Source organism: Candidatus Hydrogenedens sp. (assembly GCA_035361075.1).
Lineage (GTDB): Bacteria > Hydrogenedentota > Hydrogenedentia > Hydrogenedentales > Hydrogenedentaceae > Hydrogenedens.
The window spans coordinates 98,888-102,331 of record DAOSBX010000009.1 but is presented as its reverse complement, the minus strand read 5'-3'; the positions used below and the strand labels follow the sequence as shown (position 1 = coordinate 102,331).

2 protein-coding genes are annotated in these 3,444 nt (G+C 34.9%); both read right to left on the bottom strand.

Annotated elements, in window-relative coordinates; translation table 11 throughout:
• Window positions 1-194 precede the first annotated feature (194 nt).
• Window positions 195-1,406, bottom strand: coding sequence for a DegT/DnrJ/EryC1/StrS family aminotransferase (locus PLJ10_04625; GenBank protein ID HOK08928.1), 1,212 nt, complete (start codon window positions 1,404-1,406; stop codon window positions 195-197).
• Window positions 1,407-1,602: 196 nt separating this feature from the next.
• Window positions 1,603-3,444, bottom strand: a 1,842-nt coding sequence (locus tag PLJ10_04620; GenBank protein HOK08927.1) for a hypothetical protein, incomplete at its 5' end; no start/stop codon positions are given.

Here is a 3,444-nt window from a genome sequence, read left to right as displayed (position 1 = left end):
TCAAATAAATTTTTAATAGAATAAGGTTTTGGGAAGTAGGTAGGTTAAGAATATTAGATAGATATGTAAAATAGAAGATTGGAAGATAATTATAGTAATAATTTGATTTATTTTTCATATTCGTTGTTTAAGTTGTAGATTGTAGAATTATAAAAAAGGTGAATAGAAGTGCTTGCAATAATTGTGATAGAGGATTATGTCTCTAATTTTCGTAGTTGGGGTGCATGTTCTTGAATTTTTTTGATGATTTTGACGATGTCTTCCATATCATCTTCAGAACCTAATAGTATCTGGTGTGTTAGCCATAGACCACTTTTGTAGCAAAGGTCTTCGGCTACGGGACAGGATACTTTTGAATAGTCGTAAAAATTAGCCTGTTGGAAGGCAGGTTGCTTGTATATTGGATAGGGATAACCAGCGGAAATTGGCAATCCTTCTGCTTGTGCTGATTTAACAAATTGTTCTCTTGAACAGCCGAATTCTTCTTCTTTCAGTCGGATACAGAAAAGATGGTAACATCTCTTTGTAATACGGTTACTGTTAGGTTGTGGGTATATTCCGGGGATGTCTTTTAATGCGTTATTTAAGTATGTCCCGTTTATTTCGCGTCGTGAAAATTGTTGTCTTGCTCTGCTTAACTGGGCTGATAATATTCCTGCAGTGAATTCGTTCATTCGGACATTTGTTCCAACTCGTTCATGATAGTACCAGGGACCTGTTTTTGAGCGTCCACAGTTGCTAATTGAACGGCATAAATCTGCGAAGCATTCTTCATTGGTTACGATGGCTCCGCCTTCGCCAGCGGTGATATTTTTTGACATTTGGAAGCTGAAAACACCACCGATGCCTAATGTTCCTGCACCTTTGCCTTCCCATGCACCTCCCCAGGCATGGCATGCATCTTCAATTACGGTGAGGTTATGTTCGTTTGCTATTGCATTGATTTTATCCATATCGCAAATTCTTCCGCCAAAATGGACAGGGATTATTGCTCGTGTTCGTGGAGTGATGGCAGATTCGATTAGGTCGGGGTCTATGCACCATGTATCATCAATGTCCACAAAAATGGGCACACCTCCCATTCGCACAACTGCTGATGCTGTTGCAATAAATGTATAAGGTGGAACAATGACCTCATCACCAGGTTTGATATTAATTGCCTGCAATGTGATTTCTAATGCTGTTGTCCCACTACTGCATGAGACACAATATTGTGCCCCTTGAAATCGCGAGTATGCTTCTTCAAATTGTTTTACTTTTTCACCATAAAACCATTTTCCACTTTCAAGGATATCTAAAAGGGCTTTTCTTTCTTGTTCGTCAAATACAGGCCATGTTTGCCATTTTTTTTCGGGTGGTCTTACTGGTTCTCCACCAAATATAGCAAGTGTATCATTATTCCCCATAGGTATCTCCTAAATGTATAAATATTTGTTTGTTGCTCATAGTAAGATTAAAAAACCTAAAAAATCAAACGCAAACAGGAAACAAACAATACCAATGTTGAATGTAACCTGTTATATTTTATTAAAACGAAGAGCAAATATGAAAACATAACCTGTATTTTTAAAAAGGGAATAGAGTTTAAAAATAAATTAGAGACTATTCTTCAACGTACGAAACTAATGATATATCTGGGGAAACGTCTGGTTGTTGACGGATACTTAGCGGGAGTATGGAAAAAACATAATCTCCTTCATTTATATTTCGTATTCCTTTTTTCACGTCTTTACTAATTCCACCATCATCTTCTTTGTCCATTCCGATACTATATATTTTATATGCGAAATCATCTTCTTTGATGTATGTAATTGGTTTTCCATTTCTATAGGGGTCTTTGGGAATAGTAGGTAAATAATCAGGGACAAGTTCTTGTAAATTATCGGGAAGGCGATTGTTTCTTAATCGATATCGTTCGATGGCAATCCCTGTTTGAACAAGGTTGATATAAACATAATGACGCAATTCCGAATCTGGACAACGTTCTAACGCAGGATAAACGATAAAAAGTGTAAAAAACATCCAGTAAGGGGAACTTGTCTGGAAAATAGGCTTTTCTGTATCCATTAAATTAGAGGAATAAGTGTTAAGAAGTGTTCTTTCGGGCAAGTTGCTATTTTCTTCCCGTGCAACATCTGTAAGCACTTTCTTTAACATTGTGTATAAATTTACCACTATTAGTGTTTCAATATCTGCTGGGTAGAAGGTATCGATTACAGGCAACCATGGTCGTACGATGTTTTTATAATAAATATACTTTCGTGATGATGCCCAATAATTTATATGTGACATAAACCTTTCTTTTTGGTAGATACTGATTTCAGATAGCACCATTAATAATTCTGAATGCATACTTGATTTAAACATTGAACGTTTTTCACTCGGGATAGCAAAGGTTTGAATAATACCATTTAATTTTATGAGCACATCTTCTGGTAATTCCTTGTGATTAAAAATCCACTCTATATCCCCGTAGATAATCCAGAAAATAGAGATACGGACAAGTTGAGATATAAGAACGGGTTCATTTTCTAACGAGTTATAGATAGATGCACAAGTTCGAAATGCTCTCAGCATATTCTCATAATCACCATCGATAGCACTCAACACGGCTTCTAATCCTAATTTGTTTGTATAGTCCCTCAAAAATTGTAAATGATGCAATTCCGTAGAATATCCCTGAGTTAATTTAATCGGGTAATGTCCTTGAGTCAAACCACTTTCTGCAGTTTCATGAAGTTTATCGGTTAGTTTCTTGTAAATTTTTTGGTCAATATCTTTATACATCAGATAAACTATTTCTGGCATAGGTTTCTCATTCTTTAATAACGCATGATATGAGTCATATAAAATCTTTTTTAGATATTCTTTCTCTTCTTCAGTTTTAATTTTATCGTTAATCCTTTTATAGAACTCTTCTTCATATTTTGTACCTTCTACAGACACCTCGTTACATAACGGAATTAAATCAAAATATTTTTTAGCAAGGTTTTGGTCATCAGGAAGAGAATGATATTGTTTATCTATCTCCTTCAAACTTATAGGCAATGAGTTTTCTTTAAAATATGCAATGCATTTCTTGTTAATATTAGGACCTATATATGTAAGTGAAATCAGAAGTACTACTGCAAAGGGCAAGATGTAACCGATAAGTAAAAACGAAACCAACTCTTCTTCTTTCCCTACTTTTCTTTCAATATTTCGAATAAGATTTTTGAAATTAAAGGTCCAGTGAAATCCATGAGAGTAAAGTAAGATTCTAAGCCATGCACCAGCAAACAAAGAGGATAGGAATAAATAGGTACTGATAAGCAACGATAAGTTTTCCCGTCTTAATAAATACCAAGGCATAACACATAAAAATATGCCGAAAAAGATAGAAGGCACAATAACTTTTTCTCTTTTACCCAATAAACGGTTCCGAAATGCAATATAATAATAAAT